7 protein-coding genes, 6 tRNA genes and 3 rRNA genes are annotated in these 13,396 nt (G+C 42.1%); 3 read left to right on the top strand and 13 right to left on the bottom strand.

All coding sequences use genetic code 11. The annotated features are described in order from the left end of the window. Positions 1-70 precede the first annotated feature (70 nt). From QNH24_RS25040 to QNH24_RS25065, 6 genes are all read right to left on the bottom strand, one after another. A tRNA-Lys gene (locus QNH24_RS25040) sits at positions 71-143 on the bottom strand. Between the two features lie 14 nt (positions 144-157). Continuing rightward, positions 158-232: transfer RNA gene (locus tag QNH24_RS25045), tRNA-Gln, on the bottom strand. 14 nt (positions 233-246) lie between these two features. Continuing rightward, positions 247-330 (bottom strand) — tRNA-Tyr (locus tag QNH24_RS25050). A gap of 14 nt (positions 331-344) precedes the next feature. Then, positions 345-420, bottom strand: a tRNA-Val gene (locus tag QNH24_RS25055). Positions 421-492: 72 nt separating this feature from the next. Further along, a tRNA-Glu gene (locus QNH24_RS25060) sits at positions 493-567 on the bottom strand. A 119-nt stretch (positions 568-686) separates the two neighbouring features. Further along, positions 687-763 (bottom strand) — tRNA-Asn (locus tag QNH24_RS25065). A 265-nt stretch (positions 764-1,028) separates the two neighbouring features. On the opposite strand from QNH24_RS25065, the gene mbcS reads away from it, so the two are divergent. Continuing rightward, a complete protein-coding gene (gene mbcS, locus QNH24_RS25070; protein WP_283870051.1) occupies positions 1,029-2,606 on the top strand; it encodes an acyl-CoA synthetase MbcS in 1,578 nt (525 codons plus the stop codon). 235 nt (positions 2,607-2,841) lie between these two features. On the opposite strand, the gene rrf is transcribed toward mbcS, so the two are convergent. From rrf to QNH24_RS25085, 3 genes are all read right to left on the bottom strand, one after another. Then, positions 2,842-2,957: ribosomal RNA gene (gene rrf, locus QNH24_RS25075) — 5S ribosomal RNA — on the bottom strand. Positions 2,958-3,027: 70 nt separating this feature from the next. Then, positions 3,028-5,955 (bottom strand): 23S ribosomal RNA (locus tag QNH24_RS25080). A 306-nt stretch (positions 5,956-6,261) separates the two neighbouring features. Next, positions 6,262-7,813: ribosomal RNA gene (locus QNH24_RS25085) — 16S ribosomal RNA — on the bottom strand. The 16S, 23S and 5S rRNA genes sit together here, the layout of an rRNA operon. Before the next feature lie 266 nt (positions 7,814-8,079). On the opposite strand from QNH24_RS25085, the gene QNH24_RS25090 reads away from it, so the two are divergent. Then, entirely contained in the window at positions 8,080-8,739 is a 660-nt protein-coding gene (locus QNH24_RS25090; RefSeq protein ID WP_283870052.1) for a hypothetical protein, read from the top strand. Between the two features lie 34 nt (positions 8,740-8,773). On the opposite strand, the gene QNH24_RS25095 is transcribed toward QNH24_RS25090, so the two are convergent. Beyond that, positions 8,774-9,454 carry a KinB-signaling pathway activation protein gene (locus QNH24_RS25095; protein ID WP_283870053.1) on the bottom strand — a complete coding sequence of 227 codons (681 nt, stop codon included), beginning with the start codon at positions 9,452-9,454 and terminating at the stop codon, positions 8,774-8,776. Between the two features lie 152 nt (positions 9,455-9,606). Here QNH24_RS25095 and gerD point away from each other — a divergent pair, with 152 nt between their 5' ends. Then, complete coding sequence (gene gerD, locus QNH24_RS25100) at positions 9,607-10,212, top strand: spore germination lipoprotein GerD (protein WP_283870054.1); 606 nt, start codon at positions 9,607-9,609, stop codon at positions 10,210-10,212. A gap of 58 nt (positions 10,213-10,270) precedes the next feature. Here the strand turns inward: gerD and QNH24_RS25105 are convergent, their stop codons facing one another. From QNH24_RS25105 to QNH24_RS25115, 3 genes are all read right to left on the bottom strand, one after another. Then, on the bottom strand, positions 10,271-11,326 hold the full coding sequence (locus QNH24_RS25105) for a P-loop NTPase (protein WP_283870055.1): 1,056 nt from the start codon (positions 11,324-11,326) through the stop codon (positions 10,271-10,273). Between the two features lie 72 nt (positions 11,327-11,398). Next, a complete protein-coding gene (locus QNH24_RS25110; protein ID WP_283870056.1) occupies positions 11,399-12,112 on the bottom strand; it encodes an N-acetylmuramoyl-L-alanine amidase in 714 nt (237 codons plus the stop codon). A gap of 179 nt (positions 12,113-12,291) precedes the next feature. Continuing rightward, entirely contained in the window at positions 12,292-13,242 is a 951-nt protein-coding gene (locus tag QNH24_RS25115; RefSeq protein WP_283870057.1) for a DUF4822 domain-containing protein, read from the bottom strand. Between the last annotated feature and the right edge of the window lie 154 nt (positions 13,243-13,396).

Consider the following 13,396-nt stretch of genomic DNA (forward strand, 5'->3'; position numbering starts at 1 on the left):
CTGTTTTCAGCAAGAGATTAGTATCTGTAGTTAATGTAACACTTCTTAAAATAATTTATACTAAGAAAAGTGAGCCATGAAGGACTCGAACCTTCGACCCTCTGATTAAAAGTCAGATGCTCTACCAACTGAGCTAATGGCTCATAAAAAGAAAAAATGGCTGGGGTACTAGGATTCGAACCTAGGCATGACGGAATCAAAATCCGTTGCCTTACCGCTTGGCTATACCCCAATCATTTATAAAACTGGTGGAGGGGGACGGATTCGAACCGCCGAACCCTAAGGAGCGGATTTACAGTCCGCCGCGTTTAGCCACTTCGCTACCCCTCCGAAATAACACTATATGGTGGAGGATGACGGGCTCGAACCGCCGACCCTCTGCTTGTAAGGCAGATGCTCTCCCAGCTGAGCTAATCCTCCATAGAAACAGGTGTTCATTTCTTAACAGCTTATTTTCTTTTTAAGCCTTTGCATTACTACAAAGCTTTAAAATGGTGACCCCTACGGGATTCGAACCCGTGTTACCGCCGTGAAAGGGCGGTGTCTTAACCACTTGACCAAGGGGCCATTTCATTAATGTTCCAAACAGGACAAGATTTATATTACCATTATTTCTAACTTAATGCAATACTTTTTTATATTTTCTTGAACTATGTATAAAAGCATCCTAAAAATGGGCAAAAAAATGGCTCCGAAGGCAGGACTCGAACCTGCGACAACCTGATTAACAGTCAGGTGCTACTACCAACTGAGCTACTTCGGAACAATGCTATTCAACTAAGTTTTCTAAAAACTCTTAAGTACATTTATTATTATAGCAAGCATTGTAAATTATGCAACACTTTTTATAAAAAATTTTATATTTTTTGTCGAATGGTATTATAAAAACCATTAAATATCAAAATAGTTCTCTATTAAATCTAATATTTCTATTTTGCGTATTTAATATTCTTGCTGTATATTATTGTAATTGATAAAATAAATATAGTTTTACGAATTTTCTATTATTTCCGGGGAGGAATGTTCAAATGGTTACAAACGATTTAATTGCACCAGAATTTTATAACATTACTGAGGAATTAGAGAAATTTTCTCAGGATAGTGAACGTCAAGCAATAAGATGGTTAAATACTCAACAGGAGCGTCGAACTATTTCCTATGTTGAGCTTGTTCAAAAAATGAACCAATACGCACATGCTTTTACGAAGAAGGGGCTTCAAAAAGGCGATCGCGTATTAGTCATTACTCCACGACTACCTGAGGCATACTTTGTCTTTCTTGGCTGTCTAAAAGCTGGGATTGTTCCTATATCTTGCTCTGAGATGTTGCGTGCAAGTGATTTAGAATATCGTATGGAGCACTCCTCTGCAAGTGCAGTGATTGCTTTTGAGGCATTCACTGGTGAAGTAGATCGTATTACTTCTTCTGTTGAGGCTTTAAAAAACAAATTGGTTATCGGAACTGCTCCAGGTAATTGGACGTCGTTAGATGAATTAGCTAGCACGCAACCAGATACATTTACTGCAGTTCCTACAAAACGTGATGATATGGCGTTTCTTTCATATACTTCTGGTACAACTGGTAAACCAAAGGGTGTTGTTCATTCGCACGGCTGGGGATATGCACATATTCGCACAGCAGCCTCACAATGGCTTTGTGTACGTGAAGGTGACTTAGTATGGGCTACCGCAGCACCAGGATGGCAAAAATGGATTTGGAGCCCGTTTTTATCTACTATAATGCTAGGTGCAACTGCATTTGTTTATCATGGAGGATTCGATGCAAAAACATATCTTCAGCTACTTCAAGATGAAAAGATAAATGTATTATGCTGTACACCAACTGAATATCGTATTATGGCGAAAATTGATAATTTAAAAGATTACAATCTATCCTCATTACGAAGCGCAGTCTCTGCTGGTGAACCATTAAATCGACCGGTTATCGAAGCATTTATGAATAATTTTGGTCTTAAAGTCCGAGACGGCTATGGTCAAACAGAAAATACACTGCTAATCGGCACACTAGAGAATACTGAGTTACGTCCTGGTTCAATGGGTGTTCCAACTCCTGGTAATATTGTACGTATTGTAGACAATGAAGGTAATGAAGTATCTGTTGGAGAAGTTGGAGATATCGCTGTACATAAGTCATCTCCTGCTTTGTTTAAAGAATACTATCGTGAGCCTGAACGTACACAAGCTGCCTTCCGTGGCGATTGGTATATTACTGGTGACCAAGCCAAATGTGACGAGGATGGCTATTTCTGGTTTGAAGGTCGGGGAGATGACATCATTATCTCATCAGGCTATACAATTGGACCATTTGAAGTAGAAGATGCTTTGAATAAACACGAGGCTGTACAAGAATGTGCTGTTGTAGCAGCACCAGATGAAATCCGAGGACATATTGTGAAAGCCTTTGTTATTTTACGAGAAGCCTTTAGAGATCGTGATGAAGAGGAATTAACAAAAGAGCTGCAGGAGCACGTTAAGGCACTAACAGCACCTTATAAATACCCTCGTAGCATTGTCTTTATAGATGAATTACCTAAAACTACTTCTGGTAAAATTCGACGTGTAGAACTACGAACAGCAACTGTTTAAAATAATCTAGTTACCCAGTCATATTTTGCAGTTTCTTTGTATTCAAAAAAAGAAAAGTAAACACTGGATTCCTCTATTTTAGGAATAGGTGCTTGGATATCCATAGCTGAATCAAATCTAGCAAAAAAAAGAGACATTTCAACCAGATGGAGATGTGCTGGTGAAATGTCTCATATTTTGTTGTTTTTGGGCATAAAAAAAGCCACTACTGAGTTTGTCAGCAGCGACTTTTTGCGCCTAGCGACGTCCTACTCTCACAGGGGGAAGCCCCCAACTACCATCGGCGCTAAAGAGCTTAACTTCCGTGTTCGGTATGGGAACGGGTGTGACCTCTTTGCCATCATCACTAGATCTTGTATTTAGTTGAAAGATGTTATTCTTTCAAAACTGGATAAACGGCGCATTGAATGCTTCAAACTTTTTGGTTAAGTCCTCGATCGATTAGTATTCGTCAGCTCCATGTGTCACCACACTTCCACCTCGAACCTATCTACCTCATCGTCTTTGAGGGATCTTACTTACTTGCGTAATGGGAAATCTCATCTTGAGGGGGGCTTCATGCTTAGATGCTTTCAGCACTTATCCCGTCCACACATAGCTACCCAGCGATGCCTTTGGCAAGACAACTGGTACACCAGCGGTGTGTCCATCCCGGTCCTCTCGTACTAAGGACAGCTCCTCTCAAATTTCCTACGCCCACGACGGATAGGGACCGAACTGTCTCACGACGTTCTGAACCCAGCTCGCGTACCGCTTTAATGGGCGAACAGCCCAACCCTTGGGACCGACTACAGCCCCAGGATGCGATGAGCCGACATCGAGGTGCCAAACCTCCCCGTCGATGTGGACTCTTGGGGGAGATAAGCCTGTTATCCCCGGGGTAGCTTTTATCCGTTGAGCGATGGCCCTTCCATGCGGAACCACCGGATCACTAAGCCCGTCTTTCGACCCTGCTCGACTTGTAGGTCTCGCAGTCAAGCTCCCTTGTGCCTTTACACTCTACGAATGATTTCCAACCATTCTGAGGGAACCTTTGGGCGCCTCCGTTACCTTTTAGGAGGCGACCGCCCCAGTCAAACTGTCCGCCTGACACTGTCTCCTGCCCCGCTAAGGGGCATGGGTTAGAATTTCAATACAACCAGGGTAGTATCCCACCGACGCCTCCTTCGAAGCTGGCGCTCCGAGATCTCTGGCTCCTACCTATCCTGTACAAGTTGTACCAAAATTCAATATCAGGCTACAGTAAAGCTCCACGGGGTCTTTCCGTCCTGTCGCGGGTAACCTGCATCTTCACAGGTACTATAATTTCACCGAGTCTCTCGTTGAGACAGTGCCCAGATCGTTACGCCTTTCGTGCGGGTCGGAACTTACCCGACAAGGAATTTCGCTACCTTAGGACCGTTATAGTTACGGCCGCCGTTTACTGGGGCTTCAATTCGCAGCTTCGCTTGCGCTAACCACTCCTCTTAACCTTCCAGCACCGGGCAGGCGTCAGCCCCTATACGTCACCTTACGGTTTTGCAGAGACCTGTGTTTTTGCTAAACAGTCGCCTGGGCCTATTCACTGCGGCTCTCATGCGCTTGCACGCTCAAGAGCACCCCTTCTCCCGAAGTTACGGGGTCATTTTGCCGAGTTCCTTAACGAGAGTTCTCTCGCACACCTTAGGATTCTCTCCTCGACTACCTGTGTCGGTTTGCGGTACGGGCACCTCTCACCTCGATAGAGGCTTTTCTTGGCAGTGTGAAATCAGGAACTTCGTCCATACGGACTCGCCATCACAGCTCAACGTTACAGTGTGCGGATTTGCCTACACACACGCCTTACTGCTTGGACGCGCACAACCAACGGCGCGCTTACCCTATCCTACTGCGTCCCCCCATTTCTCAAACGGTGAGGAGGTGGTACAGGAATATCAACCTGTTGTCCATCGCCTACGCCTATCGGCCTCGGCTTAGGTCCCGACTAACCCTGAGCGGACGAGCCTTCCTCAGGAAACCTTAGTCATACGGTGGACGGGATTCTCACCCGTCTTTCGCTACTCATACCGGCATTCTCACTTCTAAGCGCTCCACCAGTCCTTCCGGTCTGACTTCAACGCACTTAGAACGCTCTCCTACCACTGACATCGTAGATGTCAATCCACAGCTTCGGTGAATCGTTTAGCCCCGATACATTTTCGGCGCAGCGTCACTCGACCAGTGAGCTATTACGCACTCTTTAAATGATGGCTGCTTCTAAGCCAACATCCTGGTTGTCTGTGCAACGCCACATCCTTTTCCACTTAACGATTACTTTGGGACCTTAGCTGGTGGTCTGGGCTGTTTCCCTTTTGACTACGGATCTTATCACTCGCAGTCTGACTCCCGTGTATAAATATCTGGCATTCGGAGTTTGTCTGAATTCGGTAAACCGGGATGGCCCCCTAGTCCAAACAGTGCTCTACCTCCAGTATTCTCATCACGAGGCTAGCCCTAAAGCTATTTCGGAGAGAACCAGCTATCTCCAAGTTCGATTGGAATTTCTCCGCTACCCACACCTCATCCCCGCACTTTTCAACGTGCGTGGGTTCGGGCCTCCAGTAAGTGTTACCTTACCTTCACCCTGGACATGGGTAGATCACCTGGTTTCGGGTCTACGACCACGTACTATTTCGCCCTATTCAGACTCGCTTTCGCTGCGGCTCCGCCTTCTAAAGCTTAACCTCGCACGTAATCGTAACTCGCCGGTTCATTCTACAAAAGGCACGCTATCACCCATTAACGGGCTCTAACTACTTGTAGGCACACGGTTTCAGGATCTCTTTCACTCCCCTCCCGGGGTGCTTTTCACCTTTCCCTCACGGTACTGGTTCACTATCGGTCACTAGGTAGTATTTAGCCTTGGGAGATGGTCCTCCCGGATTCCGACGGAATTTCACGTGTTCCGCCGTACTCAGGATCCACTCTGGAGAGAACGAACTTTCGACTACAGGGCTTTTACCTGCTCTGGCGGACCTTTCCAAGTCGCTTCATCTAACTCGCTCTTTTGTAACTCCGTATAGAGTGTCCTACAACCCCAAGAGGCAAGCCTCTTGGTTTGGGCTCTTCCCGTTTCGCTCGCCGCTACTCAGGGAATCGATTTTTCTTTCTCTTCCTCCAGGTACTTAGATGTTTCAGTTCCCTGGGTCTGCCTTCAAGACGCTATGTATTCACGTCAAGATACTACGCGATTAAACGTAGTGGGTTCCCCCATTCGGAAATCTCCGGATCAAAGCTCACTTACAGCTCCCCGAAGCATATCGGTGTTAGTGCCGTCCTTCTTCGGCTCCTAGTGCCAAGGCATTCGCCGTGCGCCCTTAATAACTTAACCTGCAGCTTTCAATACACATCGCATTTCGTTGTCAGCTTCACTCGTTCAATCAGTCACGTACTTAAGTACGCTCCTTCATTCACTCGATTGCTTCCTAGAACTGCTCGTGTCTTGAAACCTTTATTATGTTATTAAGCCTATAAAAAAACTTAAAAAATAAATGTGTTTGTTACAATTTCAATGTCGTTTTATCCAGTTTTCAAAGAACAAGTTTTGAAGTATTTCATTCGGAAGAATGAACCTTCAAAACTGAACGCAAAACGTAATCTTACAAACCCAAGGTTTGTATTCCGAAAATATCCTTAGAAAGGAGGTGATCCAGCCGCACCTTCCGATACGGCTACCTTGTTACGACTTCACCCCAATCATCTATCCCACCTTCGGCGGCTGGCTCCAAAAGGTTACCTCACCGACTTCGGGTGTTACAAACTCTCGTGGTGTGACGGGCGGTGTGTACAAGGCCCGGGAACGTATTCACCGCGGCATGCTGATCCGCGATTACTAGCGATTCCGGCTTCATGTAGGCGAGTTGCAGCCTACAATCCGAACTGAGAACGACTTTATCGGATTAGCTCCCTCTCGCGAGTTGGCAACCGTTTGTATCGTCCATTGTAGCACGTGTGTAGCCCAGGTCATAAGGGGCATGATGATTTGACGTCATCCCCACCTTCCTCCGGTTTATCACCGGCAGTCACCTTAGAGTGCCCAACTAAATGATGGCAACTAAGATCAAGGGTTGCGCTCGTTGCGGGACTTAACCCAACATCTCACGACACGAGCTGACGACAACCATGCACCACCTGTCACCGTTGCCCCCGAAGGGGAAACTATATCTCTACAGTGGTCAACGGGATGTCAAGACCTGGTAAGGTTCTTCGCGTTGCTTCGAATTAAACCACATGCTCCACCGCTTGTGCGGGCCCCCGTCAATTCCTTTGAGTTTCAGTCTTGCGACCGTACTCCCCAGGCGGAGTGCTTAATGCGTTAGCTGCAGCACTAAGGGGCGGAAACCCCCTAACACTTAGCACTCATCGTTTACGGCGTGGACTACCAGGGTATCTAATCCTGTTTGCTCCCCACGCTTTCGCGCCTCAGCGTCAGTTACAGACCAGAAAGTCGCCTTCGCCACTGGTGTTCCTCCAAATCTCTACGCATTTCACCGCTACACTTGGAATTCCACTTTCCTCTTCTGCACTCAAGTCCCCCAGTTTCCAATGACCCTCCACGGTTGAGCCGTGGGCTTTCACATCAGACTTAAAGGACCGCCTGCGCGCGCTTTACGCCCAATAATTCCGGACAACGCTTGCCACCTACGTATTACCGCGGCTGCTGGCACGTAGTTAGCCGTGGCTTTCTAATAAGGTACCGTCAAGGTACAGCCAGTTACTACTGTACTTGTTCTTCCCTTACAACAGAGTTTTACGATCCGAAAACCTTCTTCACTCACGCGGCGTTGCTCCATCAGGCTTTCGCCCATTGTGGAAGATTCCCTACTGCTGCCTCCCGTAGGAGTCTGGGCCGTGTCTCAGTCCCAGTGTGGCCGATCACCCTCTCAGGTCGGCTACGCATCGTCGCCTTGGTGAGCCATTACCTCACCAACTAGCTAATGCGCCGCGGGCCCATCCTATAGCGACAGCCGAAACCGTCTTTCAGTATGTCACCATGAGGTGACATAGATTATTCGGTATTAGCCCCGGTTTCCCGGAGTTATCCCAAACTATAGGGTAGGTTGCCCACGTGTTACTCACCCGTCCGCCGCTAACGTCAAAGGAGCAAGCTCCTTCTCTGTTCGCTCGACTTGCATGTATTAGGCACGCCGCCAGCGTTCGTCCTGAGCCAGGATCAAACTCTCCATAAAAGAAATTTGATTAGCTCAAATTGTTTTGCTGGCATCAATTTTGATGTCCAAAATTTTTGTTTTGTTCACTAGCAAAAGCTAGCTACTAAAAACTATATTGATTACGTTTTGCTTGTTCAGTTTTCAAGGTTCATTTTTTATTTTGTCGCGTCATCTCTTGGCGACTTATACATAATAACATCGATTATTCATGAAAGTCAACACTAAATCATAAGTTTTTTTAAGAAGTTTATTTTTCTCTTTAATATTTTAGAAACGAGGTTGTTATGATGGTTCGTAAAACGTTGATTTCATTGTTTTTCATCGTAATACTATTTGTTTTTATAAAGCCGATAAACTCAACTATGATTTCTGTATTTAATATCGCTGATGCTCCAGCAGTTGTAACAAAAGGGCATTACGGTACATCTCTTGTAGTAGAAATTTCTTTCTCTGATGAAGCACTAATGGACTGGCTTAACACTGTGAAAGAACCTTATCCACTCTTATTGTTAGATGCTGCATGGATTAAACGATCACCGGAACAATTAAAAATCATTCAAAAGCGGAAACTACCTACAGGATTATTAGGACCAGAGGATTCTATTGATGAACCTATTAGCATGACAGCCGTACAGAAGGATATCGCTATTTACGAAAAATATTTAAAAGAAACACCCCTTTGGTTTGCCACTCGCAATCACCAATATTCTCAGGATTTACAAAAGAACTTATTTCAACAGCAAATAAACATACTTTCTCCCTCTTTGATTTGGAAAGGTGAAAAAACACCTAAAATACAAAAAGGCGATTTTATTTTCATCACCTTGCATCAAAATAGTCCAATTACATTCAAAGATATAAATACTTTGCTACAACAAAATAAATTTATGTCGATTGAAGAAAATATTTTTGGATATAAAGTTCAAACTAAAAAATCACCATAAAAAAGTGCCTCCAACATTATCGGAGGCATCTTTATTATGCATTTGCGTTTTTCGCTTGTTCTCTACGTGCTTTACGGCGCGCTTCTAACTTTTGACGATCTTCATCAGATTTTGCATTATATTTGGGTAATACTAATAATTGATAGGCATTTACAGCAAGCAATGGGAATAGTAACAATGCAACATACTCGTTAATATTTTCATCACGTCCCATTAAAGCAATCGTCCATTCCAACGTTGTAATGACAATCATAAAAAATAAGGCTGAAATCAAAACGTGCTTTTTACCCGTCAATTTTACTTTTTGAACGGCTGTTGCAACTGCTCCAAAAATTAAAACAATTAATAATCCTAAATAGAATATCCAGCTTTGTCCCTCTTTAACTCCTGGGATAAAACGGAAGAAAATAACGTCAAAAATAGTAATAGCAATTAATAATAACTGAACCCAATTCCACAGCGTCAGAGTTCTAAAAATGTTAACTCCCACTTGATGGAGTGTTAAATAAGCAAAGAAGCCTGCTTGTGCAATAACACTCATCGTAAATCCTAAAAAGACCATCCATAAAAGCCCTGCTAAAAATTCTCCCCAATGACCATTTGTTATGTATGGTTGAAAGAAGTCCCATCTAATAAACAAGCTACAAATTCCGTTGACAGCGCCTCCAACGAGCATTGCAAAAAAGAAAAACTTTGCCCAATTTCGTATCGTCACAACTAAAAGTCCCCCAATTTCTACAATATATCTGTATTTATTTTAACAATGCATTGTTAAAAAAGCTATTTCTCATCCTAACCAATACATAAAGTCATCGTAAATGTGAACAATAATTGAAAGAGCCTATCTATAGAAAGGACTGATGATTAATGCGAAAATTTACCTTATTACTAATTCTAATGCTTTTTCTTTCTGCCTGTGCACAAGATAAAACCTCTACCATGTCCTATGATGAAATAAAAAAAATCATGATCGACTCTTTACAAACTGAGGACGGTAAAAAGGCTTTACGGCAGCTTTTAGAGGAGCCCAGCTTTCGCGAGTTACTGATTTTGGAGCATGAAGAAGTGAAGAAGGCTACCGAAGAAACCTTACTTTCTAAGGAAGCCGAAGATTTTTGGAAGAAAACATTCGAGGATCCAAAGTTTAAAGAAACTGTCGCTAAAAGTATGCAAAAGCAGCAACAGGATATTATGAAGGAATTAATCAAGGATCCCACTTTCCAAAAGGATATGGAGGCATTCTTTGGACAGCCTGATATGCAAAAGCAGTTAGAAACGATTCTTAAGTCTTCCAACATGAGAAAACAAATGGAGGAAGTCGTAAAAGAAACGATTGAAAGTCCACTTATGCAAACAAAATGGCAGGAGCTTATTAAAAAAAGTGGCGGTGAAGCAACAGCATCTTCTGGAAAAGATGAGAAAAAAGCAGGTGGCGGTGACGGCACTGACAAGGAACAAAATAACACCCAGTAATTCTTTTATTTAAAAAACGGATTTCCTCATTAAATTTAGGAAATCCGTTTTTGATTATTTATTTATTTAATTTATTGATCATTTTCGTCGCGATATCTAAATAAATTTGTCCTGTTGGGTGTTTTTCAGCATAAACAGAAGGTGCAAAATCTTCTTCTGACCAGTCCGGTTGACCCAGTGGGATTTGTCCAAGTAATTCTGTACGTAACTCCTCAGCTAACTTAGGACCCCCACCTTGACCAAATACGAATTCCCGGTCGCCTGATTTTGACTCATACCATGCCATATTTTCGATAACACCTAAAATTTCATGTTCTGTTTGTAGAGCCATTGCACCTGCTCGAGCTGCTACAAATGCTGCTGTAGGATGTGGTGTTGTAACAACAATTTCCTTTGATGAAGGCAGCATTTGATGAATATCTAGTGCTACGTCCCCGGTACCTGGTGGTAAATCAAGTAGCAGATAGTCTAATTCGCCCCATTCTACATCACGGAAAAACTGATCTAACACTTTACCTAACATTGGTCCACGCCATACAATTGGTGCGTTATTTTCAACAAAGAAGCCCATTGAGATCATTTTTACCCCAAAGCGATCAACTGGGAAAATTCGATTATCTACCACTTTTGGCATATCGGTAACACCCATCATATCAGGCACACTAAATCCATAAATATCTGCATCGATTAAGCCCACCTTTTTTCCAAGACGTGCTAATGCCACTGCGAGATTAACGGAAACTGTAGATTTCCCTACACCGCCTTTACCTGAAGCAATGGAAATAACTTGTACTGTGCTAAGAGGAGATAAAATATCTTGAGCCTCAGACTCAGTAGCTGTTCCACGGAAGCTTTGTAATTTTTCTGTTGATAGTTCCTCAAAGCGTATACCAACCGTATTTGCACCCGCTTCCTTCAAAACTTCAACAACCTTCATTTGTAATTGTAATTGTTCAGGTGTATTTGTTTTAGCAATCGCAATTTTTACACTGACATGATTTTTTTCTTCTTTTATGGCTACGTTTGTAATTCCATCTGTTTCTGCGAGTGATTTATGTAAAAATGGATCTTGTAGTTGTCCTAATATTTCTCGTACTTGTTGTTCAGTAATCACGACGAACACTCCCCTTATATTATCTCAATGTTAGTATATCATAATGATTTGATTTACGTTGTAGATGTTGCTCTATTCAATCTTCGCTAATAAATAGGCTTCTATACCTTCAACAATAGCGTTCCCCATTTTTTCTTGGTATTTTTTATCCGTTAAAAGTGCACGTTCCTCATCATTACTGATAAATCCTGTTTCCACTAGTGCAGCAGGTGATTCAACTTTTTTCAGTAAATATATTTGTTTGATAGACAGTGCTTCTCGGTCCGTATTTTTTAAATTCGTACGAATAGATTCCTGAATACTCTTTGCTAATAATTCACCGTCAGCATGTCCTTCTTTATGATAAAATACCTGTGCTCCACGCCATTTTGTTTCAGGAATGGCATTTGCATGAATTGTAATAAAAATATCTGGTTTCTCTTTTTCAACAATATCCTTTCTTAAAAAGATATCTTGCTTTTTTCGTTCTCGCATTGTACCGAATTTCTCTGACGGCGCATGCTCATCGATAACATCTCCATCCTTTGTTCTCGTCATTATTACCGTTGCGCCTTTTTTCTTAAGCTCCTTCTCAACATGCCGAGCAATTGCAAGTGTAATATCCTTTTCAATCACTTCGCCCTTTGAAGCTCCTCCATCCTGACCCCCATGACCCGCATCGATGACAACCTTTAGACCACCAAGTGGGTCTGGCAAGAAGAAGTTACGGTCCGAAGCATTCGTTTCATATGCCACGACCACTATACTCATTAGCATAATTACTCCTAGTGCAAGCCAGCGCTTCACCCATATCCACCACCCTTTTACATTTAGTGTACGATGATAGTAAGAGAACTATGCCAGAAAGTGAAAAAAACTCTCAAGTATTAACATTGAGAGATTGATTTTTAATAGAAGTTATTATTTTAAAAATGGCATTAGTCCATTACAATTTGAGAACTAATGCCGGTAATCAAGGAATTAATCTATTTTTGTGTAAATTCAGGTTTAAACTTACCTGTATAAGGTTCATGCTCTACAAATACCGTTATATCCTTACCATCTTTGTCTTTACCAGTTCTTAAATAAGTGAATTTCTTGTTATTAAGTTCAGTAATTTCAAGAACGGCCCCATATTTATTTTCTCCTAGTGAAACATGTGCTCTTACCTTATTTCCATGAAGTACGTTAAAGTAACCGTAGTCACCACGGCTTTCACCTGTTTCAGGATTGAAAAATTCATATCTATTTGTATCAGCATTATATTTAGCTATGCTAATAAAATTTGAATTATATTGTGTTACATCATTTCCTTCTGTATCTAATACAACTGTTCCCTGCCATAGTGTATCTGCTAAAATTTTATCACCATCAACATCTTGAACAATAGTGCCTGTAGAAGTTTCCAAAGTTTTATCTGGATCAGTAAATGTAAGTTTTTTATCTTTATAAGGAACATGCTCAACAAATATTTCTACATCGTTACCATTTGCATCTTTCCCCATTCTTTTATAAGTAAATAAATTTTGAGTTAGCTCCGTAATTTCCACGATAGCTTGATAATTTTTTGATTCAGAAATCAATATTCTTTGCTTTCCATCATTCGTAATAAAGAAAATACCTTTATCATCGCGACTTTCTCCTGTTTTTGCATCAAAAAATTCGTAACGACCTGAATCTGCATCGTACTTTGCCAGGCCAATAAAATTAGAATTTTCTGCGGTTAAATCCTTCTTATTCTTATCGTAAACTTTTGTACCCTGCCAGTTGGTACTACTTAGAATATTTGCATTCGCTTGACCTTTCGTCATTTCAATCTGCCTGTGATCTCCAGATTGCTCAGTTTTTACTTCCTCTTTCTTTTTTACATCTTGTTTACTCTGACATGCAGCAAGCAATGCCATTATTGCAAGTGATATGATTAATAGCCTTTTCATACATTGACCTCCATTTTATTATTCAGTTACTTCATAGTCCTCTACGAAATAACAGCTTACACGCAGTATCAGCCATTTCCACGTAAAATACACATTACTTAGCAACTTATCCAACTGGAAATACCAACGATTGTTATGTGTGATACAGGATTAT

It is taken from the genome of Lysinibacillus pakistanensis, from assembly GCF_030123245.1.
Lineage (GTDB): Bacteria > Bacillota > Bacilli > Bacillales_A > Planococcaceae > Lysinibacillus > Lysinibacillus pakistanensis.

Bases quoted from the DNA above. Each gene is read 5' to 3' on its own strand.
- gerD (WP_283870054.1), top strand. From the start codon at position 9,607: ATGCGAAAATTTACCTTATTACTAATTCTAATGCTTTTTCTTTCTGCC.
- QNH24_RS25090 (WP_283870052.1), top strand. From the start codon at position 8,080: ATGATGGTTCGTAAAACGTTGATTTCATTGTTTTTCATCGTAATACTA.
- mbcS (WP_283870051.1), top strand. From the start codon at position 1,029: ATGGTTACAAACGATTTAATTGCACCAGAATTTTATAACATTACTGAG.
- QNH24_RS25115 (WP_283870057.1), bottom strand. From the start codon at position 13,242: ATGAAAAGGCTATTAATCATATCACTTGCAATAATGGCATTGCTTGCT.